This is a genomic window from Leclercia adecarboxylata (assembly GCF_023639785.1).
Lineage (GTDB): Bacteria > Pseudomonadota > Gammaproteobacteria > Enterobacterales > Enterobacteriaceae > Enterobacter > Enterobacter adecarboxylatus_D.
This window is the reverse complement of sequence record NZ_CP098325.1, coordinates 1,731,364-1,752,690: the sequence shown is the minus strand read 5'-3', so window position 1 is coordinate 1,752,690 and position 21,327 is coordinate 1,731,364. Positions and strand designations below refer to the sequence as shown.

The following is a 21,327-nucleotide window of genomic DNA, read 5'->3' as shown; positions in this document are numbered from 1 at the left end:
CCCCTCAGAGATATAAATAAAGTCTGACCTTATGCGCACCCAGATAGTTTGCGCTGCCGTAAAGCTTAACCGACGATTTTGCCGGAATGGTTACGCTGCGCGGCGCTTCCAGTGGATGCATCTCCAGGCCACGGTTGTCATACCAGAAAAAGCGGTAGTGAACGGTAACCGGCTCATCTCTTTCATTAAACAACACAGAGGAGGCGGACGGTTGAATTTCGCTAGTGGTAAGCGAAGGCTGATCGGCGGTAATACCTGCCGCCAGTACCGATGACTCCATTACCAGCGTCTGATCGTCATTAACGGGTATTGAGGGTTGCGAGCTGCATCCCGCTAACACCATCGCCACGACCAGAGCCACCATCCATCCTCTTTGCATCTTAAAGACCTTTATGCGCCAGCATCGGGCCCAGCGGACGTCCGCCCAGCAGATGCATATGAATGTGATAAACTTCCTGCCCACCGTGGCGGTTGCAGTTCATGATCAAACGGTAACCCTCCTCGGCAATCCCTTCCTGCTCAGCGATTTTCGCTGCTACTGTCAGCATACGGCCTAATGCCAGTTCATGCTCAGTTTTCACGTCATTAACCGTAGGAATCAGAATATTGGGGATAATAAGGATATGGGTAGGCGCCTGCGGGGAAATGTCACGAAAAGCGGTAACCAGTTCATCCTGATAGATGATATCTGCCGGGATCTCGCGGCGGATAATTTTACTGAAAATGGTTTCTTCAGCCATGAGGTTTTCCTTGTTCATTTAATCTGGCGACGTAACCGGAGACAACCTGCCGGTGCGGGCACATTATTTTGTGATACGACTCAAGAGTATGAGCGACTTTCTCCAGTCCTTTCAACCTTATCCCACGATTTCTTTGCTGGAATGCCCCGATCTGCTCGCTGAATGACCATCTCTTCCCCACCTGGTCTGAAACATTATTTCAGTTACCGTTGCAACATCTGTTTACATGGGTAATTCGAATGCGTATATTTCGCATTTGCATTTTCATGCGCAATTTATACCTAGAAAATGATTTCAGCTCGATTAAGAGACTGATGCACACCATTCACCGTTCATTAAGGGTTTGATGATGTCTTTCACCATTCAATCCAGGGAAGGGCAATCTCAGTCTGTGGCAACACCTTCGTTGCTGGCAGCCTGCATTGCTATGGCACTGATGCCTACCGTAAGTTTTGCCGAGACTGCCTCAACAGAAGACACCGTTGTCGTTGACGGCGGGTTTGATAACGCACAAGATCCGCTGCAGGGCCAGGCGCAGGACTACAGCGTTAAAACCACCACCACCGGGACCAAGCTGCTTTTAGTCCCGCGCGATATTCCGCAGTCCGTCAGCGTGATCAGCCAGCAGCGTATGCAGGATCAGGAGCTGAACACCATCGGCCAGGTGCTGGATAACACGGTTGGGGTGAGCGCGTCCCACATCGATACCAGCCGCACCAACTACTATGCGCGCGGCTTCTTTATCAGCAATTTTGCTTATGAAGATATGCCGACCTTCCTCGATAACCGCTGGAACTTTGGTGATACCGCAGGGGATACGGCTATCTTCGATAAGATTGAAGTGGTGCGTGGGGCAGCCGGGCTGATGAGCGGTACAGGCAACCCATCTGCCTATGTCAACATGGTGCGTAAACACGCTGACAGCAAAGAGTTTAAAGGTGCAGTGTCCGCCACTTACGGTAGCTGGGACAAGCAGCGCTACGTACTGGACGTTCAGGCTCCGCTAACTGAATCCGGCAACGTTCGCGGTCGCGCAATCGCCGGTTATGAAGATAAAGATTCCTGGGTTGAGCGTAACCACTACCGCAAAAAATTCGTTTACGGCGTTGTCGATGCCGATCTGACCGACTCCACCACGCTTTCCCTGGGCTATGACTATCAGGAAAGCGAAGAGGACAGCCCAACCTGGGGCGGCTTCCCTTCCCTGTTTAGCGACGCCAGCAAAACTCACTTCCGCCGTGGCTTCAACACCGCTGCCGACTGGACATACTCGAACCAGGACTCAACGAAAGTCTTTGCCAACCTGACGCAGCGTTTTGATAACGGCTGGGAAGCAAAAGTGAATGCCATGCATGCTGAAACGAACTTCGACAGCAAGCTCATGTACATCGATGGTTATCCTGACAAAACAACCGGCCTGTACGATGCCTCTCTCTTCCAGGGCGCATGGGGCGGCTGGAACCGGGGGGAGCGTAAGCAGGACTCCGTGGATGCCTTTGTGCGCGGCGGGTACGATCTTCTCGGACGCCAGCATGAGCTGATGCTGGGCGGAAGTTACAGTCGTCAGCGTAACAACTACGACAACTCTTACCCGGTCAATGATAATTACGGCCTGATGGACGTAGGCAATATCTACGATTACAACGGTAAACTGGCCGATCCAACCTGGTCTGATTTTGCACTTTACCAGCGCGACGTTATTCGCCAGAAATCAGTTTATGCAGCGACCCGACTCTCTCTTGCCGATCCACTGCACCTGATTCTGGGCGCGCGTTACACGGAATGGAGCGCGAAATATAACCTTGAACGTAAGCCGGATGAAATCCGTAACGCCAAGTTCCACGATGTGACCCCGTACGCAGGGCTGATCTACGATATTGACGATACCTGGTCCGTCTACACCAGCTACACCTCCATCTTCCAGCCAAGCGGTCAGCGTGATGTGAACAGCAAGTTCATCGATCCGACAACCGGTAAGAGCTATGAAGCGGGTGTGAAAGGCGACTGGTTCAATACCCGACTCACCGCCTCCGTCGCGGTATTCCGCCTGGAACAAGACAACGTGGCAGTCTCAACAGGCACCACTATCCCAGGCTCGGGTGGACAGACGGCGTATAAGTCGGTTGACGGCACGGTAAGTAAAGGGATTGAGTTCGAGCTGAACGGTGCGCTGACCGACAACTGGCAGCTTACCTTCGGCGGCAGTCGTTACATTGCTGAAGATGAAGACGGTAACGCGGTAAACCCACAGCAGGCGCGTACCACGCTCAAGCTGTTTACCCGCTATCAGTTGCCAATGTTGCCTGAACTGGCAGTGGGCGGTGGTGCACGCTGGCAGAACAAAACCTGGTATGACTTTGAAACACCTGGTCCTCAGGGCGTCACGAAGATCACGCAGGATGGTTACACTGTTGTCGATCTCTTTGCCCGCTATCAGGTGACCAAAAACTTTGCGGTACAGGGCAACCTGAATAACGTCTTTGACGAAGAGTATTATGACTATCTGGGCACTTACGGCGTTTACGGCGCTCCGCGTAATTTCTCGGTAAGCGGAACCTATAGTTTCTAAGCAATCTGTTGTGATAAAGGAGCCGAATGGCTCCTTTTTTTGTGCGCACTATTTACCTGGCAAGGCGTACCCGCCACCCGGCGTCCTAAACCGCATCCAATAAAAAAGGCAGCCATTCGGCTGCCTTAGTCTCCCCAGGTCACAACTTAGTTGGCGCGGATGTACTCATCCATTTCGGTTTTCAGGTTATCGGATTTAGTACCGAAGATTGCCTGTACACCGGAACCTGCGACAACTACGCCAGCTGCGCCCAGTTTTTTCAGACCTGGCTGGTCAACTTTCGCGACATCGGCAACGCTAACACGCAGACGAGTGATACAGGCGTCCAGGTTAGTGATGTTCTCTTTACCGCCGAAGGCTGCAACCAGTGCTGGAGCCATTTCGCTGGTCGCACCCGCTTTGCTGTCTTCTGTTGCATCTTCACGACCAGGTGTTTTCAGGTCCAGTGCTTTGATCAGCACGCGGAAGATGGTGTAGTAAACAACGGCGTAGCACGCACCCACGATTGGGAACAGCCACAGCTTGCTGCTGTTACCGGACAGAACGATAAAGTCGATCAGACCGTGTGAGAAGGACGTACCGTCACGCATACCCAGCAGGATACAGATTGGGAACGCCAGGCCAGCCAGAATCGCGTGGATAATGTACAGGATCGGCGCAACGAACATGAAGGAGAACTCGATCGGCTCGGTGATACCGGTCAGGAACGAGGTCAGCGCTGCGGAGATCATGATACCGCCCACTTTTGCACGGTTCTCTGGTTTAGCAGAGTGCCAGATGGCAATCGCAGCAGCCGGCAGACCGTACATTTTGAACAGGAAGCCGCCAGACAGTTTGCCTGCAGTTGGGTCGCCTGCCATGTAACGTGGGATATCGCCGTGGAATACCTGGCCAGCAGCGTTGGTGAATTCGCCGATCTGCATCTGGAAAGGAACGTTCCAGATATGGTGCAGACCAAACGGCACCAGGCAACGCTCGATGAAGCCATAGATACCGAACGCCAGTACCGGGTTCTGGTAAGCAGCCCACTGAGAGAAGGTCTGGATAGCGGAACCAATCGGTGGCCAGATGAAGGAGAGGATCACACCCGTGAAGATCGCCGCCAGACCAGAGATGATTGGAACAAAACGCTTACCAGCGAAGAAGCCCAGATACTCAGGGAGCTTGATGCGATAGAAGCGGTTAAACATATACGCCGCAATAGCACCCGAGATGATACCGCCCAGAACCCCGGTGTCAGCCAGGTGTTTTGCTGCGATCTCTTCCGGTGGTAAATGCAGCACCAGAGGTGCAACCACAGCCATGGTTTTAACCATGATGCCGTAGGCAACTACAGAGGCCAGCGCAGATACGCCGTCGTTATTGGTGAAGCCAAGCGCAACGCCGATAGCGAAGATCAGTGGCATGTTACCGAAAACAGAACCGCCTGCTTCGGCCATCACGTGGGAAACTACGGCTGGCAGCCAGCTGAAGTTTGCAGAACCGACGCCCAGCAGGATACCTGCGATAGGCAGTACGGATACCGGCAGCATCAGCGATTTACCGACCTTCTGCAGGTTAGCAAATGCATTCTTAAACATAATTGAGAGTGCTCCTGAGTATTTGTGCTTTTTTTACGTTTTCACGCATTGGCCCGGGGGGAGAACCGTGCCGTGGACAGGACATCTAAGCGCCCTTTATTTATTACGCAGAGTAAAATAAATCTGCGGATCTTTGTTTGACGGCTATCACGTTTCAGCGTTCAGCAGCTGAAAAACTTTCAGATTTTTACAAAATAGTTTGCCAAATGTTTCCAGAAACGCATTCACCGCCCCCGTTTGGGCGGTGAACTGTACTCGTTTTGGCTATTAATTACGAGCCAAAAAAAAACTGATTAATCATGCAGATTGCAGGCGGGAGGGATCGATGTGAAACAGACTGGCGAAATTGTGGGTGGTAATGCGTGCCAGTTCTTCAACGTCGACGCCTTTCAACACGGCCATGTACTCGGCCACATCCCGTACCATCGCGGGCTGGTTTTCTTTACCGCGATGCGGTACCGGTGCCAGATACGGGGAATCTGTTTCCACCAGCAGGCGATCGAGCGGAACGTATCGCGCAGCATCACGAAGCTGCTCTGCGTTACGGAACGTCACGATCCCGGAAAACGAGATATAAAAACCCAAATCCAGCAGCTTGCCCGCTGTTTCTCTGTCTTCTGTGAAACAGTGTAGTACGCCACCACAATCCGTCACCTTTTCTTCTTGCAGGATCGCCAGCGTATCGGCCCGGGCATCACGGGTGTGAACGATCACCGGCTTGTTCAGCTCCCGCCCAATGCGGATATGGTCGCGGAAGGACGCCTGCTGGCGGGCTTTCGTTTCCGGGGTGTAAAAATAATCCAGCCCGGTTTCGCCCATCGCCACCACGCCCTCTTCTGCCGCCAGACGGCGTAAATCTTCAACGTCATAGGCTTCATCCTGGTTCAGGGGATGCACGCCGCAGGAGAAAACCACGTTGTCGCGCACGCCCACCAGCTCGCGCATGGTGCGGTAGCCGGGTAAGGTGGTGGCGACCGCCAGGCAAAATTTCACATCGCGGGCGGCGGCTTTTTCCAGCACGTCATCGACGTTTTTATGCAGGGATTGATAATCCAGGCCATCGAGATGGCAGTGTGAGTCGACTAAAAACATAATGTCTCTCTCAGAGATGGGATACAGGCAGCGTTGTGCCCGGTTGCAGGTAATGCTCGATAGTGAGTAACAGGTCGGTCAGCACAAGCTCCCGGTTCAGTCCCGTTACGCTGAGTAATCGTTCGCGACACTGGCACACGTCATGAAGAATAGCCCGCAGCGCCACGCCTGGCAGACGGCGGGCGAGATTATTCACGAGTTGCCAGGCATCGGCATTGCTCAGCAGGGTTGCCCCCTGCTGAATTTTAAGCGCATCCAGCAACAGCGTTGCCAGCCAGTGCAGGCGATCGGTCGCCTGCTCGTGATTGAGCACCGGGAGCAGGCTCACCCAGTCGGCGCTGTCAAGCACAGCGCCGAGAGACTGGCAAAGCTGTTCTCGCTGTCCCCAGACGTTGGGCTGTAATAAGGCCAGCGCCGCGGCGGGTGCCCCGCCGCACAGACGCAGCGCACTCAGCGCCGCCTCTTGTGACGTTGTCACTTCTCTTGCAAGCCAGCTGACAGCCCAGCTTTCCTGCGGAACGCTGAGATGATGCAAACGACAGCGGCTGCGCAACGTCGGCAGCAGTCGCCCAGGCTCACGGCAGGCCATCAGAAACCAGGTGTTTTCCGGCGGCTCTTCCAGCGTTTTTAACAGCGCGTTGGCGGCGGCTTCAGTCAGCTGGGCAGCATCTTTCAGCCAGACAACCTTTGCCCCGCCAAGCCGCGCGTGCTCGTACAGCTTTTCGCTGACCCCGCGCACCGCATCAATGCCGAGCGTCGTTTTGCCCTTCTCGGGCTCCAGCGCGTAATAATCGGGATGCGTCTGCGCCTGCATCAGCTGACAGCTACGGCACTGGCCGCAGCTTTTATGCCCCTGCGGCTGCTGGCACATCAGATAACGACTGATAGCGTAGATGAGTGCATCATCACCCATCCCCGGCAGCGACTGGATGAGTAACGCATGATGCCCCCGACCGGACTGATAGCCGTTCACCAGCTGTTCGAAGTGCGGGCGCAACCATGGATACCATTTCATGCCTGTTGTTCCTTCAGCCAGCCAGTGACGGCGGCACGAATAGCCTCCATCACCGTTTCCAGAGGCTGCGTCGCATCAATGGTGCGAATTGAACTGTCCTGAGCCGCCAGCTCTAAGTAACGGGCGCGGGTACGGTTGAAAAAGTCCAGCGACTCCTGCTCAATACGATCCAGTTCCCCACGGGCGCGAGCGCGTTTCAGGCCCACTTCCGGCGTTACGTCTAAATAGAGGGTCAGGTTCGGGCGGAAATCACCCAGCACCGCATCGCGCAGCGTGGCGAGCATATTCGGGTCAATACCGCGGCCACCGCCCTGATAAGCCTGAGTCGAGAGATCGTGGCGGTCGCCGATGACCCAGCATCCGCGCGCCAGCGCAGGTTTGATCACGGTTTCGACCAGCTGGACGCGAGCGGCGTAAAACATCATGACTTCGGCTTTGTCGGTTATCACTTCGTCGCCAACCGATTTAATGTCCAGCACCAGGCTGCGCAGTTTTTCCGCCAGCTGTGTACCGCCCGGTTCACGGGTGAAGATCATCTCTTCGATGCCACACTGTTTCAGCGTCTCAACCACTGCATTGCGTGCGGTGGTTTTCCCGGCGCCTTCCAGCCCCTCAATGACGATGTAGTTACTGCGCATTTTTTTCCTTAAGTGCCTTCAGATAGTCCTGAACCGAACGATTATGACTGGCAAGATTGGTGTTAAAAGTATGTCCACCCTTTCCGTCAGCGACGAAATAGAGATACGGCGTTTTTGCCGGATGCGCGGCGGCATTCAGCGATGCCTGGCCCGGCGTGGCAATCGGCCCCGGGGGTAATCCGCTAATGACGTAAGTATTATAATCGGTTGGGGTTTCGAGGTCTTTACGCGAAATCTTGCCCTTGTAGTTTTCACCCATCCCGTAGATCACCGTCGGGTCAGTCTGCAGGCGCATGCCGATACGCAGGCGGTTAATGAATACCGACGCCACCTGATCGCGCTCGCTGGCCACCGCCGTCTCTTTCTCGACAATTGACGCCATGGTCACGAACTGGTTTTGATCCTTGTACGGCAGGTTCTCCATCCGCCCTTCCCAGGCTTTCTGCACCGCCTCGACCATCTTTTTATGGGCACGCTGCAGCAGCGCCACATCGGTGGTGCCCGCCGTGTACATCCAGGTGTCCGGCCAGAACCAGCCTTCCACCCATTCAGGATGCTCAAACTTCAGGGCTTCAGCGACGGCGGCATAGCTGTCGTCCGGCAGGGTGTGTTTGATGTATGGCGCATCGCGCAACTGTTTCAGGTAATCGCTCAGGCGCATCCCTTCAACAAAACGCAGCGGGAACTGGGCCTCTTTACCGCTCTCAAGCAGCTCCAGCATCTCCTTAACGGTCATGCCTGGCGTAAAACGGTAAGTACCGGCTTTGAAATGCGACAGCTCTGGCTGCACGCGCAATAACCACTGGAACACGCGCGGGCGGTTAATGATCTTATCGCCATACAGCTGCTCGCCCAGCGCCAGCCGTCCGGTACCTGGCTTCAGGGTGAAGATCGTCTCATCAGCGATGAGGATTTTGCTGTCCGCCAGCTGGCGAACCTTCCACATCCCCACGCCAGCGGCAATGCCCAGGACGACAACAACGAGGAGAATAAAGCGCAACATTTTCTTCATGACTATCTGGTTTGCTCACACAGAGGGGCTAAAAACAGGTACAACTCACGCGATGAAAAAAGGTGAGAACCATACTTACGCACCGGTACCACAGGCATCAGCGCATTGCAGACGACGATTTCGTCGGCGTCCTTCAGCGCAGCCTCGTGGGACTGCACTTCAACCACGCAAAAGCCGGAGTGTGCCAGTTGTTGCAGACAAAACTGGCGCATCAGGCCATTGACGCCCGCCTGATCCAGACGGGGGGTAAACACATCCTTACCCTGCCGCCAGAATAAATTCGCCGCACAGCATTCCGTAATGAACCCTTCGCTGTCAAGAACCAGAGCCTCGTCGGCGTCCGTCTGTTCAAGATGGGAGCGGATCAACACCTGTTCAAGCCGGTTAAGGTGTTTTATCCCTGCCAGCTGTGGGTTACGGCCAAGACGCACCGGACTTAACGCCAGGGCGATCCCCTCAGTCCGCCAGCAATCGTAGTGGGCCGGATACGCTGACACCGACAGAATACGCGCCGGATGCAGACAGCCCGCAGCGCTGTAACCCCTGCCGCCGCTTCCCCGGCTGATAATCACTTTCAGCACACCGCGATCGACGCCAACCGCCAGCTCTGTCATTTCATTTTCCAGCTCTGCCCACTGGGCAAAGGGAATGAACAGTTTTTCACAGGCCATCTTCAGACGTTGCAGATGCGCATGGAGCAAACATACTTTGCCTTCGTCAATGCGGGCCGTTGTAAAGCATCCGTCACCAAACTGGATAGCCCGGTCATTAGCCGGAAGCTGTGCCTGCTTTATGCCATTTATCAAGAACATGGTGGCTCCTTTAAGATGGTCAAATAGTCTGGCAGGAAGGTGAGCCCGGGACAAGGGAAGAAAACCGAATAAAAAAGGCCCGACAAGCGGACCTTTTTTATCAGTGTGCCGGGAAGCAAGAGTATCGCCCCGGCGTTAGCCTCAGACCTTTTTGAAGATCAGAGAGCCGTTGGTGCCGCCAAAGCCGAAGGAGTTACACAGGGTATACTCCATTCCGCTGACCTGACGTGCTTCGTGTGGAACGAAGTCCAGATCGCAACCTTCATCCGGGTTATCCAGGTTGATGGTTGGCGGAACGGCCTGGTCGCGCAGTGCCAGGATGGAGTAGATAGACTCTACTGCACCCGCCGCACCCAGCAGGTGGCCGGTCATGGATTTGGTGGAGCTGACCATGATACGGCTGGCTGCATCGCCAAACACAGACTTAACGGCCTGCGCTTCTGCGATATCGCCCGCAGGGGTAGAAGTACCGTGCGCATTCACATAGCCGATCTGACCCGGCTCAATGCCCGCGTCACGGATAGCATTAACCATCGCCAGCGCAGCACCTGCGCCGTTTTCCGGCGGAGACGTCATGTGATAGGCATCGCTGCTCATACCGAAGCCAACGACTTCAGCATAAATTTTCGCGCCGCGTTTCTTCGCATGTTCGTACTCTTCCAGTACGACCATACCTGCACCGTCACCCAGCACAAAACCATCACGGTCTTTATCCCACGGACGGCTCGCCGCCTGAGGATTATCGTTGCGAGTAGACAGGGCACGCGCTGCGCCGAAACCGCCTACGCCCAACGGGGTGCTGGCTTTCTCAGCGCCACCGGCAACCATGGCGTCAGCATCGCCATAGGCAATCATACGCGCTGCCTGGCCGATGTTGTGCACACCAGACGTACAGGCTGTGGCGATGGAGATGCTTGGACCACGCAGGCCATACATGATGGTGAGATGACCCGCCACCATGTTAACAATCGTTGACGGAACGAAGAACGGGCTAATCTTACGCGGGCCACCATTCACTAAAGAGCTATGGTTTTCCTCGATTAAGCCAAGACCGCCAATCCCGGAGCCAATAGCGGCGCCAATACGGGTTGCGTTCTCTTCCGTAATTTCAAGGCCAGAATCCTGCATGGCCTGAACGCCAGCGACAATTCCATATTGAATGAAGGCATCCATCTTGCGCTGTTCTTTACGCGAGATGATCTCTTCACAGTTAAAATCCTTTACTAAGCCAGCAAATTTCGTTGCATAGGCGCTAGTATCGAAATGGTCGATTAGGCTAATGCCACTCTGACCGGCAAGGAGAGCTTTCCAGGTGGACTCTACGGTATTGCCGACAGGAGATAACATGCCAAGTCCGGTCACAACTACACGACGCTTAGACACGCTTGTCCTCCAGGGAGGGATAAAAAAAATAGAAAAACGAGGGACTACAAAAGAAAAAACTCAGGCGGTCGAATGACCGCCTGGAGATGTTCACTTACGCCTGGTGACCGTTGATGTAATCAATGGCAGCCTGAACGGTGGTGATTTTCTCAGCTTCTTCGTCCGGAATCTCAGTATCAAACTCTTCTTCCAGAGCCATTACCAGCTCAACGGTGTCAAGAGAATCTGCGCCCAGGTCTTCAACGAAAGAAGCATTGTTGGTCACTTCTTCCTGCTTAACGCCCAGCTGTTCGCCGATAATTTTCTTAACGCGTTCTTCGATAGTGCTCATACTCTTAAATTTCCTATCAAAACTCGCTTTCGCGATGGTTTTCGTAGTGTATAAAATGTTGAAAAATTTGCAACTAAATCCCGGCAGGTCTTACCACGATTTTACGTTATTTTGAGGCCATTCGCCCTAATAACGCAAATATTTTCTATCGTGGTTAAACCATATACATCCCGCCATTGACGTGGAGAGTCTCACCAGTGATGTAACTCGCTTCGTCAGAGGCTAAAAATGCAACCGCGCTGGCGATTTCTTTAGGGTCGCCTAAACGACCCGCTGGAACTGCCGCCAGCGTACCCGCACGCTGCTCATCGGTCAGCGCACGCGTCATGTCCGTTTCAATAAAGCCCGGAGCAACAACGTTTACAGTAATACCGCGGGACGCAACTTCACGTGCCAGCGACTTACTGAAACCGATCAGACCTGCTTTCGCCGCAGCGTAGTTTGCCTGACCAGCATTTCCCATGGTACCAACCACAGAACCGACAGTGATAATACGGCCATGACGCTTCTTCATCATAGCTCGCATTACCGCTTTTGACAGACGGAACACAGATGACAGATTGGTTTCGATAATATCGTTCCACTCATCATCTTTCATTCGCATCAGTAAGTTGTCGCGAGTGATTCCGGCATTATTGACCAGAATATCCACTTCGCCAAATTCTGCGCGAATATTTCCCAGAACAGATTCGATAGATGCAGGATCGGTCACATTCAACATCAGACCCTTACCGTTCGCACCCAGATAATCACTGATGGCCTGCGCACCGTTTTCGCTGGTGGCAGTACCGATTACGGTCGCGCCGCGCGCGACGAGGGTTTCAGCGATAGCACGGCCAATACCACGACTTGCGCCAGTGACCAGTGCGATTTTTCCTTCAAAACTCATGATATTCCTCTTCTTACTGCGCAAGTGCCGCTGACAGGGCTTCAGGCTCGTTAATCGCCGATGCGGTCAGGGTATCAACAATACGTTTGGTCAGACCGGTGAGGACTTTACCCGGGCCCACTTCATACAGGTGCTCAACGCCCTGCGCCGCCATAAATTCAACGGTTTTGGTCCACTGAACCGGGCTGTACAGCTGGCGAACCAGCGCATGGCGGATAGCCTCAGGTGCGGTTTCGCACTGCACATCAACGTTGTTCACGACCGGAATGGTCGGTGCGCTGAAGGTAATTTTATCCAGCTCAACGGCGAGCTTGTCTGCAGCCGGTTTCATCAGCGCGCAGTGAGAAGGAACGCTCACCGGCAGCGGCAGGGCGCGTTTAGCGCCTGCGGCTTTACAGGCTGCGCCCGCACGTTCAACCGCTTCTTTATGGCCAGCGATAACCACCTGGCCCGGCGAGTTGAAGTTCACCGGAGAAACGACCTGGCCTTCTGCGGACTCTTCACAGGCTTTTGCAATGGAAGCATCATCCAGACCAATAATCGCTGACATGCCGCCGGTACCTTCCGGCACCGCTTCCTGCATGAATTTGCCGCGCAGTTCAACCAGACGTACAGCATCAGCAAACGCAATCACGCCCGCGCAAACCAGGGCAGAGTATTCACCCAGGCTGTGACCGGCCAACAGCGCAGGTGCTTTACCGCCCTGCTGCTGCCATACGCGCCACAGTGCGACCGATGCGGTCAGCAGTGCCGGCTGCGTCTGCCAGGTTTTATTCAGCTCTTCAGCTGGCCCTTGCTGGGTCAGCGCCCAAAGATCGTAGCCCAGCGCATCAGAAGCTTCACGAAATGTCTCTTCGATGACCGGATACTGCTCCGCTAATCCAGACAACATTCCAACAGCCTGAGAACCCTGACCGGGAAACACAAAAGCAAATTGGGTCATTTTCTTATCCTTTTACTAGAAACGAACCAGTGCAGAACCCCAGGTGAAACCGCCACCGAAGGCTTCGAGCAAGACCAGCTGGCCTCGTTGAATTCGTCCATCGCGCACCGCTTCGTCAAACGCGCAGGGTACTGATGCTGCAGACGTATTGCCATGACGGTCCAGCGTCACCACAACGTTATCCATAGACATGCCGAGCTTCTTAGCTGTGGCGCTGATAATGCGCAGGTTAGCCTGATGCGGCACCAGCCAGTCGAGAGCTGAACGCTCCAGATTATTGGCTTCCAGCGTCTCGTCAACGATGTGCGCCAGCTCGGTCACGGCCACTTTAAAGACTTCGTTACCGGCCATGGTCAGGTAGATTGCGCTGTCCGGATTGACACGATCGGCGTTTGGCAGCGTTAACAGTTCCCCGTAACGGCCATCTGCATGCAGATGCGTCGAAATGATGCCCGGCTCTTCAGATTGGCCTAACAGGACGGCTCCAGCACCATCGCCAAAAATAATGATCGTTCCGCGATCGTTTGGATCGCAGGTGCGAGCCAGCACGTCAGCACCGATAACCAGCGCATGCTTCACGGCACCCGATTTCACGTATTGATCGGCAATGCTCAGGGCATAGGTAAAGCCTGCGCACGCGGCTGCAACGTCAAACGCCGGGCAACCTTTGATCCCCAGCATGTTCTGAACCTGGCACGCCGCGCTTGGGAAAGCATGCGTGGCTGAGGTGGTCGCAACGATAATCAGGCCAATGTCGTCTTTATCGACACCCGCCATTTCCAGTGCGCGCTGGGCGGCTTCATAGCCCATGGTGGAAACTGTTTCATCTGGCGCGGCAATACGACGTTCGCGAATACCTGTACGTGTGACGATCCACTCATCAGACGTATCGACCATTTTTTCCAGATCGGCGTTGGTTCGCACTTGCTTTGGCAGATAGCTGCCGGTACCTAAAATCTTCGTATACATGTACGCTCAGTCACTTTTTGCTAATACAGATCCCAGGCGAGCGGCAATCCGCTGTGGGACTTGTCGCTGCACCGCCTGCACTGCCTGTTCAATCGCGACGGTAAAGGCTCGCTGATTGGCCGCACCGTGACTCTTAATCACAATGCCGCGCAATCCTAACAGACAGGCGCCATTATACTGGTCGGGGTTGAGGTGACTGAATCGCCGCGCCAGGCTCTTTTGTAACCAACGCTTCAATATAATCAGCCACCATGACCGTTTTTTACCCTCTCCCTGCGATTTAAGCAGAGAAAGAAACATTCTCACCACCCCTTCCATGGTTTTTAATGTAACGTTTCCTGTAAACCCGTCACACACCAGTACATCCGTTTTTCCGGTCAATAATTCGTTGGCTTCGAGATATCCAATATAGTTGATGGATGGCTCGTGTTTTAGCCGCTCGGCAGCGTCACGGATGCTGTCGAGACCTTTAGTCTCCTCCTCGCCAATATTCAGCAAGGCGACACGGGGATGTGAAATCCCAACCACTTCTTCTGCCAGCACTGACCCCATGACGGCAAACTGCGCCAGCATAACACTGTCGCAGTCGACGTTGGCACCTAAATCCAGCACCACCGTTTTGCCCTTTTGCTGATGGGGCAGAACGGTTACCAGCGCCGGGCGCTCAATACCCTCAATCGGTTTGAGCAGTAATTTTGCCAGTCCCATCAGCGCGCCGGTATTTCCGGCGCTGACGCACGCCTGCGCGCGTCCCTCTTTAACCAGCTCCAGCGCGATGCGCATTGAGCTGCCGCGACTGCTGCGGATCGCCTGTGAGACCCGGACATCACTGGCAATAACTGACTGGGCAGGAATAATCTGCAGACGTGAACGTTGTTCGAAGTCAGCTTTTGCGAGTAATGGCGTGATAGCGTCGGGATTGCCGACTAAAAGAAGAGTGAGTTGCGAATTAGAGTTCAGTGCCTGCAATGCTGCAGGCACTGTCACGGAAGGGCCAAAATCGCCCCCCATGACATCTAACGCCAGGGTTAGACGTGTCAAGGTATCGTCGCAGCCTGGTTCGGTATATCCCCGTTTGCACGGGGAAACCCTCACTAAGCCTAATCACGCAAATGCGTGATTACTTAGTGATAACCTTGCGGCCGCGGTAGAAACCGTCAGCAGTGATGTGGTGACGCAGGTGTTTCTCACCAGAAGTCTTGTCTACAGACAGGCTGGTAACTGCAGTCAGTGCGTCATGGGAACGACGCATGCCACGTTTGGAACGGGTTGGTTTATTCTGTTGTACGGCCATGGACCTTACTCCTTAATTACTTACGCTTTAAGCTGGCTAATACGGCAAATGGGTTTGGTTTTTGCGCTTCATCAGGCAGTTCCCCAAAGACCATGTCCGCCTCGGACACTTCACAGTGTTCAGAATCATGCACCGGAACTACAGGCAAAGTGAGGATGATTTCATCTTCAACTAACGCCAGCAGATCGATTTCACCGAATTCGTTAACCTCAATCGGCTCATACGCTTCCGGGAGTGCTTCAGCCTGTTCGTCTGAACGAACCGGACTAAAACAATATGTTGTGTGAACATGAAGTGGGAACGGTTTCCCGCAACGCTGACATTCGAGCGTGACCGACACCTTCGCATCACCGGTAATAACGGCAAGGCGCTGGGGATCGATTTCGAACGACATGGAGCATTCCACATCACTGTCCACACTGACTACGGATTCGGCGATACGCTCAGCCTGGTCACGAGTATAGATACCTTCGTAATCAAGGCGTTTTTGAGCCGTACGAACCGGATCAAGAGTCAGGGGTAATTTTACCTTTTGCATAGGGCGCGCATATTAACTTTGTAACGTCATAGAGTCAAAGAAAAAGGCAACCTCAGGCTGCCTTTTGCCAATTATTCGCACACATTGCGGCCTCTAGTTTAAAATGGCTGGCATCGATACGCTATATCTGGTGAAAAAAATATGCCAAATCTTATTCTCGCCTCGACTTCGCCCTACCGCCGCGTGCTGCTGGAAAAACTTGGCGTACCTTTAGAATGCGCCGCGCCGGACGTGGATGAAAGTCCGCTCCCCGGTGAGTCGCCACGGCATCTGGTGGTACGTCTGGCGCAGGAAAAAGCGAAAAGTCTGGCAGCGCGATTTCCTGACCATCTCATTATAGGTTCCGATCAGGTTTGCGTCCTTGATGGAATCATCACCGGTAAACCGCACACCGAAGAGAATGCGCGCCAGCAGCTGCTGAAAGCCCGCGGCAATATCGTGACCTTCTATACCGGCCTCGCCCTCTATAACAGCGCTACGGGTCATCTGCAGACGGAATGCGAGCCCTTTGATGTTCACTTCCGCCATCTCAGCGAACAGGAGATTGAGGACTATGTTCGCAAAGAGCGTCCGTTAAACTGCGCGGGCAGCTTTAAGAGTGAAGGATTGGGAATTGCGTTGTTCGACAGGCTGGACGGGCGTGACCCGAACACGTTAGTGGGATTACCGCTGATTGCGCTGTGCCAGATGCTCCGCCGCGAACATTCTAATCCCCTGGTGGCGTGAGCTACGCCGGGTGGCGCTGCGTTACCCGGCCTGCAAAACCGCAGGACATGCAAGCGCAGCGCCGCCGGGCAATCAACCGCGCAGAACTTTAAGACAGCGTTTCAGCTGTTCGTCCATCGGGGCTTCAATACGTATTACCTCGCCGGTACCCGGATGGGTAAACTTCAGCGCGGCGGCGTGCAGGAACAGACGCGATAAGCCCGTACCGGCCAGCTGCTTATCAAACTCACGGTCTCCATAGCGATCGTCAAAGGCGATAGGGTGCCCCGCATGCAGAGTATGAACACGGATCTGGTGAGTACGGCCGGTCACCGGGCTGCAGCGTACCAGGGTAGCGAATTCATAACGCTCTTCAACTTTGAATCGCGTTTCAGACGGTTTGCCTTCCTGACTCACGCGGACAATACGTTCACCGCTTTGCAGGATATTTTTCAGTAACGGCGCCTGCACCACTTTAACATGCGATTGCCACTGGCCGCGTACCAGCGCGAGGTAGTCCTTTTGCATCCCTTTCTCACGCAGCTGTTCATGCAGTGAACGCAGCGCCGAACGCTTTTTCGCCACCAGCAATACGCCAGAGGTATCGCGGTCAAGGCGATGAACCAGCTCAAGGAAGCGGGCTTCCGGACGCAGTGCACGCAGGCCTTCAATGACGCCGAAGCTCAATCCGCTGCCGCCGTGTACGGCGGTGCCGGACGGTTTGTTAAGCACCAGGATATGGTCGTCTTCATATAAAATCACATCCGCCAGCGCGGCGACTTTATTGAGATGCGGCGATACCGCCTCTTCTTCCCGCTCGGCTACGCGCACGGGCGGAATGCGCACTTCATCACCCGCTTCAAGTTTGTATTCAGGTTTGATGCGTTTCTTATTCACACGCACTTCACCCTTACGCAGGATGCGATAAATCATGCTCTTTGGCACACCCTTCAACTGGGTGCGCAAAAAGTTGTCGATGCGTTGCCCCGCTTCATCATCGGTAATGGCAACCATTTTTACGGCTGGAGTCTCTGTTTTCATGGGGGGCGATTCTAATTATCGCCAGCCAATAGCGCCACTCATTTTTCTATGCTTATATTTACCTTTACCCGGTCAGTGTTTCGTTCACGCAATCGATTTGGTGGTTATTAAACCAATCACATCACAGAAGTGAAGAAACTGTGAGTAACCGGGTGATAAATGGTAAAAGTCATCTTGCTATAACCCGGCCAGCAATGGAATAATGCTGCTGTTTTCCGCGTTAAATCCGGGTTTAGTAAGGATATCGACGGAATGACCAATTTTGTCTGACCGATCATCCACGCAGCAATGGCGTAAGACGTATTGATCTTTCAGACAGTTAGCGGGCTGCGGGTTGCAGTACTTACCGGTAAATGGAATCTTCTCTGGAGAGTTTTACCTAGGCTATTCCCCTGATAATCGCGCTGTATTTCCGTATGAAATACAGGCAACCGACACTTTGCGCCTCTTAAGCGAGCGACAACCGTGAGGTTGGCGACGTGAATAGACACGAGGCCATCGGTTCATACCCCGGAAAGCGTCACCTTGCCCGCAGCTTAGTCGTCAATGTAAGAATAATGAGTAAGTTACGATGAAAAGAATGTTAATCAACGCAACTCAGCAAGAAGAGTTGCGTGTCGCCCTTGTGGATGGGCAGCGTCTGTACGATCTGGATATCGAAAGTCCTGGACACGAACAGAAAAAAGCGAACATTTACAAAGGCAAAATCACCCGCATTGAACCCAGCCTTGAAGCCGCATTTGTCGATTACGGTGCCGAGCGTCATGGTTTCCTCCCGCTAAAAGAGATCGCTCGCGAGTACTTCCCTTCCAACTATAACGCCCATGGCCGTCCAAACATCAAAGATGTTCTGCGTGAAGGTCAGGAAGTTATTGTCCAGATTGATAAAGAAGAGCGCGGCAACAAAGGCGCGGCACTGACAACCTTTATTAGCCTGGCTGGCAGCTACCTCGTTCTGATGCCAAACAACCCGCGTGCGGGTGGCATCTCTCGCCGCATCGAAGGCGACGACCGTACCGAGCTGAAAGAAGCGCTGGCAAGCCTTGAGCTGCCGGACGGCATGGGGCTGATTGTCCGTACCGCAGGCGTTGGCAAATCCGCCGAAGCGCTGCAGTGGGACCTGAGCTTCCGTCTGAAGCACTGGGAAGCGATTCAGAAAGCTGCTGAAAGCCGCCCTGCTCCATTCCTGATCCACCAGGAAAGTAATGTTATCGTACGTGCCTTCCGTGACTATCTGCGTCAGGACATCGGCGAAATTCTGATTGATAACCCGAAAGTGCTTGAGCTGGCTCGCCAGCACATCGCTGCCCTGGGGCGTCCTGATTTCACCAGTAAAATTAAACTGTACACCGGTGAGATCCCGCTGTTCAGCCACTACCAGATTGAATCGCAGATTGAATCTGCCTTCCAGCGTGAAGTCCGTCTGCCATCCGGTGGGTCGATCGTTATCGACAGCACCGAAGCGCTGACCGCCATCGACATCAACTCCGCCCGAGCAACCCGCGGCGGCGATATCGAAGAGACGGCGTTCAACACCAACCTGGAAGCGGCAGACGAGATTGCACGTCAGCTGCGTCTGCGTGACCTCGGTGGCCTGATTGTTATCGACTTCATCGACATGACCCCAGTACGTCACCAGCGCGCGGTGGAAAACCGCCTGCGTGAAGCGGTGCGTCAGGATCGTGCGCGCATTCAGATCAGCCATATCTCCCGTTTTGGCCTGCTGGAGATGTCCCGTCAGCGTCTGAGCCCGTCCCTGGGCGAATCCAGCCACCACGTCTGCCCACGCTGTAGCGGCACCGGCACCGTGCGTGACAATGAATCGCTGTCGCTCTCTATTCTGCGTCTCATCGAAGAAGAAGCGCTGAAAGAGAACACCAAAGAAGTCCATGCCATTGTACCTGTTCCGGTTGCCTCCTACCTGCTGAACGAAAAACGTGCTGCGGTAAGCGCAATTGAATCCCGTCTGAGCGGCGTACGCTGCGTGATCGTGCCAAACGACCAGATGCAGACCCCGCACTACTCCGTGCTGCGCGTGCGCAAAGGTGAAGAGACATCTACCCTGAGCTACATGCTGCCTAAGCTGCATGAAGAAGCGATGGCGCTGCCGTCAGAGGAAGAGTACTCAGAGCGTAAACTGCCTGAGCAACCTGCCCTCGCCGCGTTCGTAATGCCTGAAGCGCCACCTGCCCCCGCGCAGGAGACCGTTGCGGCTAAACCAGCAGCAGAAGCCAGCCAACCGACTGAGCAGCATGGCCTGCTGAGCCGCTTCTTCAGCGCGCTGAAGAAAATGTTTGCAGGCGAAGAGCCGCAGCCAGCCCCGGCGCCGGTTGAGAAGAAAGAAGAGAAACAGGAGCGTTCACCGGATCGTCGTAAACGTCAGAACAATCGTCGTGACCGCAACGAGCGCCGCGATAACCGTTCAGACAGCAGCGAAGGTCGTGAGGGCAGCGATAGCCGTGACAATCGCGACAACCGTGAGGGTCGTGAGCGCCGCGAAGGGCGTGACGATAACCGTCGCAACCGCCGCGAAAAGCCGCAGCAGAACGCAGAAGATCGTGAAATTCGCCAGCCGGTCACCGAAGAGTCTGACAAAGGCAGACAGCGTGATGAGCAGCAGCCGCGCCGCGAGCGTAACCGTCGTCGTAATGATGACAAGCGCCAGGCACAGCAGGAAGTTAAAGCGCTGAATCGCGAAGAAGAGACCGCGCAGGATGCTGAGCAGGAAGAGCGCGTTCAGGTTATGCCACGCCGTAAGCAGCGTCAGCTAAGCCAGAAGGTGCGCTTCGAGTCTCAGACCGAAGAGGCAGCGGTTGAAGCAGTCGCGCCTCAGGCTGCGCCAGCCCAGAGCACCGAAGTGGCTAAAGTCGATCTGCCTGCCGTTATCGAAAACGCACCTGAGCAGGAAGAGAACGCGGAAGGCCGTGAAAACGCTGGCATGCCGCGTCGTTCACGTCGCTCCCCACGTCACCTGCGTGTGAGCGGTCAGCGTCGTCGTCGCTATCGTGACGAGCGTTATCCGCTGCAGTCTCCAATGCCGCTGGCTATTGCCTGTGCGTCACCAGAGATGGCATCAGGTAAGGCCTGGATCCGTTATCCGGTTGCCCGTCCTCAGGAGCCACAGTTTGAAGAGCAGAACGTTGCTGCTGAACCTGTAGCGCCTGTTGCGCCAGCCGCCGCTGAGGTTATCACTGAGGCAGCTGCCGTTGTGATCCCTGAACCGCAGGTTGCTGAAGTTGAAACTTCACATCCGGAAGTGATTGCTGCACCTGTGGCTGAACAACCGCAGATCGTCACCCCTGAAGACGCCGTTGTCGCAGAACAGGTCGTGGAAGAAGCTGTCGCTGCTGAACCGGCTGAAACCACCGACGTTGCAGCCGAGCCGCAGCCGGTCGTGAACGTTGAAGTGGAAACTGAAGTTCAACCTGAAATCGAAATTGATGTTGAACCGGTTGAGGTTGCTGAAGCGGAACCTGAAGTCACTGACGCCGTGGACGTCAACGCGCCAGAAGTGAAGCCAGCACCTGAAGTGACGCCAGCACCTGAGGTGAAACCAGCCCCAGCCGTCAAAGCTCACGCTGAAGCGCATCACGCCACTGCCCCAATGACCCGTGCTCCGGCACCGGAATATGTTGCAGAAGCGCCGCGCCACAGCGACTGGGTACGTCCGGCATTTGAGTTCGACGGTAAAGGCGCTGCAGGCGGTCATAGCGCCACGCATCAGGCCACTGCGCCAGCCACACGCCCACAGCCGGCTGAATAAGCCCGCTTAAGCG

20 protein-coding genes are annotated in these 21,327 nt (G+C 54.6%); 3 read left to right on the top strand and 17 right to left on the bottom strand.

The features are described from left to right. Positions 1-4: 4 nt before the first annotated feature. Both NB069_RS08205 and hinT read right to left on the bottom strand, forming a co-directional pair. The gene (locus NB069_RS08205; RefSeq protein WP_250588894.1) at positions 5-379 is read right to left on the bottom strand and encodes a YcfL family protein; all 375 of its coding nucleotides are present in this window, start codon (positions 377-379) and stop codon (positions 5-7) included. A gap of 1 nt (position 380) precedes the next feature. Then, on the bottom strand, positions 381-740 hold the full coding sequence (gene hinT, locus NB069_RS08200; RefSeq protein WP_138368681.1) for a purine nucleoside phosphoramidase: 360 nt from the start codon (positions 738-740) through the stop codon (positions 381-383). A 349-nt stretch (positions 741-1,089) separates the two neighbouring features. On the opposite strand from hinT, the gene fhuE reads away from it, so the two are divergent. Beyond that, positions 1,090-3,309: a ferric-rhodotorulic acid/ferric-coprogen receptor FhuE gene (fhuE, locus tag NB069_RS08195; RefSeq protein ID WP_250588893.1), complete on the top strand. Its 2,220-nt coding sequence runs from the start codon at positions 1,090-1,092 to the stop codon at positions 3,307-3,309. A 146-nt stretch (positions 3,310-3,455) separates the two neighbouring features. On the opposite strand, the gene ptsG is transcribed toward fhuE, so the two are convergent. The 14 genes from ptsG to yceD form a co-directional block, all read right to left on the bottom strand. Continuing rightward, the gene (gene ptsG, locus NB069_RS08190) at positions 3,456-4,889 is read right to left on the bottom strand and encodes a PTS glucose transporter subunit IIBC (RefSeq protein WP_250588892.1); all 1,434 of its coding nucleotides are present in this window, start codon (positions 4,887-4,889) and stop codon (positions 3,456-3,458) included. 297 nt (positions 4,890-5,186) lie between these two features. Beyond that, the gene (locus NB069_RS08185) at positions 5,187-5,981 is read right to left on the bottom strand and encodes a metal-dependent hydrolase (protein ID WP_250588891.1); all 795 of its coding nucleotides are present in this window, start codon (positions 5,979-5,981) and stop codon (positions 5,187-5,189) included. 10 nt (positions 5,982-5,991) lie between these two features. Beyond that, positions 5,992-6,996 carry a DNA polymerase III subunit delta' gene (holB, locus tag NB069_RS08180; RefSeq protein ID WP_250588890.1) on the bottom strand — a complete coding sequence of 335 codons (1,005 nt, stop codon included), beginning with the start codon at positions 6,994-6,996 and terminating at the stop codon, positions 5,992-5,994. After that, positions 6,993-7,634 carry a dTMP kinase gene (gene tmk, locus NB069_RS08175; RefSeq protein WP_250588889.1) on the bottom strand — a complete coding sequence of 214 codons (642 nt, stop codon included), beginning with the start codon at positions 7,632-7,634 and terminating at the stop codon, positions 6,993-6,995. The genes holB and tmk overlap by 4 nt, the downstream gene beginning before the upstream one ends. After that, on the bottom strand, positions 7,624-8,646 hold the full coding sequence (gene yceG, locus NB069_RS08170) for a cell division protein YceG (protein ID WP_250588888.1): 1,023 nt from the start codon (positions 8,644-8,646) through the stop codon (positions 7,624-7,626). Before yceG ends, tmk begins: the two co-directional genes overlap by 11 nt. A gap of 2 nt (positions 8,647-8,648) precedes the next feature. Further along, positions 8,649-9,458 carry an aminodeoxychorismate lyase gene (gene pabC, locus NB069_RS08165; protein ID WP_250588887.1) on the bottom strand — a complete coding sequence of 270 codons (810 nt, stop codon included), beginning with the start codon at positions 9,456-9,458 and terminating at the stop codon, positions 8,649-8,651. Positions 9,459-9,599: 141 nt separating this feature from the next. Continuing rightward, on the bottom strand, positions 9,600-10,841 hold the full coding sequence (fabF, locus tag NB069_RS08160) for a beta-ketoacyl-ACP synthase II (RefSeq protein ID WP_250588886.1): 1,242 nt from the start codon (positions 10,839-10,841) through the stop codon (positions 9,600-9,602). Positions 10,842-10,935: 94 nt separating this feature from the next. Beyond that, positions 10,936-11,172, bottom strand: a complete 237-nt coding sequence (gene acpP, locus NB069_RS08155; RefSeq protein WP_000103754.1) for an acyl carrier protein — start codon at positions 11,170-11,172, stop codon at positions 10,936-10,938. Positions 11,173-11,326: 154 nt separating this feature from the next. Further along, positions 11,327-12,061 carry a 3-oxoacyl-ACP reductase FabG gene (fabG, locus tag NB069_RS08150; RefSeq protein WP_103179093.1) on the bottom strand — a complete coding sequence of 245 codons (735 nt, stop codon included), beginning with the start codon at positions 12,059-12,061 and terminating at the stop codon, positions 11,327-11,329. Positions 12,062-12,074: 13 nt separating this feature from the next. Continuing rightward, positions 12,075-13,004, bottom strand: a complete 930-nt coding sequence (fabD, locus tag NB069_RS08145) for an ACP S-malonyltransferase (RefSeq protein ID WP_250588885.1) — start codon at positions 13,002-13,004, stop codon at positions 12,075-12,077. Between the two features lie 15 nt (positions 13,005-13,019). Further along, the gene (locus NB069_RS08140) at positions 13,020-13,973 is read right to left on the bottom strand and encodes a beta-ketoacyl-ACP synthase III (protein ID WP_250588884.1); all 954 of its coding nucleotides are present in this window, start codon (positions 13,971-13,973) and stop codon (positions 13,020-13,022) included. Positions 13,974-13,979: 6 nt separating this feature from the next. Beyond that, entirely contained in the window at positions 13,980-15,014 is a 1,035-nt protein-coding gene (plsX, locus tag NB069_RS08135) for a phosphate acyltransferase PlsX (RefSeq protein ID WP_250588883.1), read from the bottom strand. A 79-nt stretch (positions 15,015-15,093) separates the two neighbouring features. Next, on the bottom strand, positions 15,094-15,267 hold the full coding sequence (gene rpmF, locus NB069_RS08130) for a 50S ribosomal protein L32 (protein WP_003857964.1): 174 nt from the start codon (positions 15,265-15,267) through the stop codon (positions 15,094-15,096). A 16-nt stretch (positions 15,268-15,283) separates the two neighbouring features. Further along, the gene (gene yceD / locus NB069_RS08125; protein WP_032617547.1) at positions 15,284-15,805 is read right to left on the bottom strand and encodes a 23S rRNA accumulation protein YceD; all 522 of its coding nucleotides are present in this window, start codon (positions 15,803-15,805) and stop codon (positions 15,284-15,286) included. Positions 15,806-15,946: 141 nt separating this feature from the next. On the opposite strand from yceD, the gene NB069_RS08120 reads away from it, so the two are divergent. Continuing rightward, entirely contained in the window at positions 15,947-16,531 is a 585-nt protein-coding gene (locus NB069_RS08120; RefSeq protein WP_250588882.1) for a Maf family protein, read from the top strand. 72 nt (positions 16,532-16,603) lie between these two features. Here the strand turns inward: NB069_RS08120 and rluC are convergent, their stop codons facing one another. Then, positions 16,604-17,551: a 23S rRNA pseudouridine(955/2504/2580) synthase RluC gene (gene rluC, locus NB069_RS08115; protein ID WP_039028925.1), complete on the bottom strand. Its 948-nt coding sequence runs from the start codon at positions 17,549-17,551 to the stop codon at positions 16,604-16,606. A gap of 571 nt (positions 17,552-18,122) precedes the next feature. On the opposite strand from rluC, the gene rne reads away from it, so the two are divergent. Beyond that, positions 18,123-21,314 (top strand): ribonuclease E, encoded by a 3,192-nt coding sequence (gene rne / locus NB069_RS08110; RefSeq protein WP_250588881.1) that lies wholly within the window; start codon positions 18,123-18,125, stop codon positions 21,312-21,314. Positions 21,315-21,327: the final 13 nt, after the last annotated feature.

Excerpts from the sequence above, each read along its gene's own strand:
- NB069_RS08120 (WP_250588882.1), top strand. The coding sequence starts at position 15,947 with ATGCCAAATCTTATTCTCGCCTCGACTTCGCCCTACCGCCGCGTGCTG.
- NB069_RS08205 (WP_250588894.1), bottom strand. The coding sequence starts at position 379 with ATGCAAAGAGGATGGATGGTGGCTCTGGTCGTGGCGATGGTGTTAGCG.
- acpP (WP_000103754.1), bottom strand. The coding sequence starts at position 11,172 with ATGAGCACTATCGAAGAACGCGTTAAGAAAATTATCGGCGAACAGCTG.
- rluC (WP_039028925.1), bottom strand. The coding sequence starts at position 17,551 with ATGAAAACAGAGACTCCAGCCGTAAAAATGGTTGCCATTACCGATGAT.
- hinT (WP_138368681.1), bottom strand. The coding sequence starts at position 740 with ATGGCTGAAGAAACCATTTTCAGTAAAATTATCCGCCGCGAGATCCCG.
- rne (WP_250588881.1), top strand. The coding sequence starts at position 18,123 with ATGAAAAGAATGTTAATCAACGCAACTCAGCAAGAAGAGTTGCGTGTC.
- yceG (WP_250588888.1), bottom strand. The coding sequence starts at position 8,646 with ATGAAGAAAATGTTGCGCTTTATTCTCCTCGTTGTTGTCGTCCTGGGC.
- yceD (WP_032617547.1), bottom strand. The coding sequence starts at position 15,805 with ATGCAAAAGGTAAAATTACCCCTGACTCTTGATCCGGTTCGTACGGCT.
- holB (WP_250588890.1), bottom strand. The coding sequence starts at position 6,996 with ATGAAATGGTATCCATGGTTGCGCCCGCACTTCGAACAGCTGGTGAAC.
- fabD (WP_250588885.1), bottom strand. The coding sequence starts at position 13,004 with ATGACCCAATTTGCTTTTGTGTTTCCCGGTCAGGGTTCTCAGGCTGTT.
- NB069_RS08185 (WP_250588891.1), bottom strand. The coding sequence starts at position 5,981 with ATGTTTTTAGTCGACTCACACTGCCATCTCGATGGCCTGGATTATCAA.
- tmk (WP_250588889.1), bottom strand. The coding sequence starts at position 7,634 with ATGCGCAGTAACTACATCGTCATTGAGGGGCTGGAAGGCGCCGGGAAA.
- ptsG (WP_250588892.1), bottom strand. The coding sequence starts at position 4,889 with ATGTTTAAGAATGCATTTGCTAACCTGCAGAAGGTCGGTAAATCGCTG.
- fhuE (WP_250588893.1), top strand. The coding sequence starts at position 1,090 with ATGTCTTTCACCATTCAATCCAGGGAAGGGCAATCTCAGTCTGTGGCA.
- rpmF (WP_003857964.1), bottom strand. The coding sequence starts at position 15,267 with ATGGCCGTACAACAGAATAAACCAACCCGTTCCAAACGTGGCATGCGT.
- pabC (WP_250588887.1), bottom strand. The coding sequence starts at position 9,458 with ATGTTCTTGATAAATGGCATAAAGCAGGCACAGCTTCCGGCTAATGAC.
- fabG (WP_103179093.1), bottom strand. The coding sequence starts at position 12,061 with ATGAGTTTTGAAGGAAAAATCGCACTGGTCACTGGCGCAAGTCGTGGT.
- NB069_RS08140 (WP_250588884.1), bottom strand. The coding sequence starts at position 13,973 with ATGTATACGAAGATTTTAGGTACCGGCAGCTATCTGCCAAAGCAAGTG.